This is a genomic window from Mesorhizobium sp. M7A.F.Ca.CA.002.15.2.1, assembly GCF_003998715.1.
Classification (GTDB): domain Bacteria; phylum Pseudomonadota; class Alphaproteobacteria; order Rhizobiales; family Rhizobiaceae; genus Mesorhizobium; species Mesorhizobium ciceri.
This window is the reverse complement of record NZ_RZPI01001108.1, coordinates 1-967: the sequence shown is the minus strand read 5'-3', so window position 1 is coordinate 967 and position 967 is coordinate 1. Positions and strand designations below refer to the sequence as shown.

The 967-nt window shown below is 63.7% G+C and carries 1 protein-coding gene; it reads left to right on the top strand.

The window, feature by feature from the left end; all coding sequences use genetic code 11:
• A partial coding sequence (locus ENZ74_RS32975; protein WP_164761452.1) for an ABC transporter ATP-binding protein occupies window positions 1-852 on the top strand: 852 nt, incomplete at its 5' end.
• Window positions 853-967: the final 115 nt, after the last annotated feature.

Below are 967 nucleotides of genomic sequence, written 5' to 3'. Positions count from 1 at the left end.
TTCCAGCACTACGCGCTGTTTCCGCATATGACGGTCGGCAAGAACGTCGCCTATCCCCTCACCTTGCGCGGCATGGACAAGCAGGCGCGCGACCGTCTCGTCGTGCGCGCGCTGGACATGGTCAAGATGGCCGACTTCGCGCATCGCTATCCCTCCGAACTTTCCGGCGGCCAGCAGCAGCGCGTGGCGCTGGCGCGCGCCATCGTCTTCGATCCGCCGCTGCTGTTGATGGACGAACCGCTCGGCGCGCTCGACAAGAAACTGCGCGAATGGCTGCAGCTGGAGATCAAGCGCATCCACCGCGAACTCGGCACCACCTTCGTCTATGTGACGCACGACCAAGAAGAAGCGCTGGTCCTGTCCGACCGCATCGCCGTCTTCAATCAGGGCCGCATCGAACAGGTCGGAACCGGCCGCCAGCTCTACGACGAGCCGACGACCCTGTTCGTGGCCAAGTTCATCGGCGAATCGACCAGTTTGCGTGGCACCGCCCTGACGTCCGGAAACGAAACCAGCCTGACGATCGCCGGCCAGAAGATCGTGGCCAACGGCAAGCTCGCCAGCGGCAGCAAACCGGTGGTCCTGCTGCGGCCGGAGAAGCTTTCGCTTGCCGGCACCAACACGCCTCCCGCCGCCGGGCAGAACAGCCTCACCGGTCAAGTCAGCGAGGCGATCTATCTGGGCTCCGGCTCGAAATACCAGGTGACGTTGCGCGACGGCTCGGTCGCCATCGTACGCGCGTCGCTGGAAGCCACACCGTTCTCGATTGGTGACACGGTCGATCTGCGCTGGTCGGTCGTCGATGCAAAACTTCTTGCCGACGACGACCGCGCCGACATGACGATGACCTGATCGCTCTTTCCCCGCAGGATTTTTAGACATGGACGCCAAAGTCAACGGCAACGTCTCGTTCTGGTATGCCGACATCGGCCTGCCGCCCTATCGCGCGCCGCTTCCGGGCGATCTC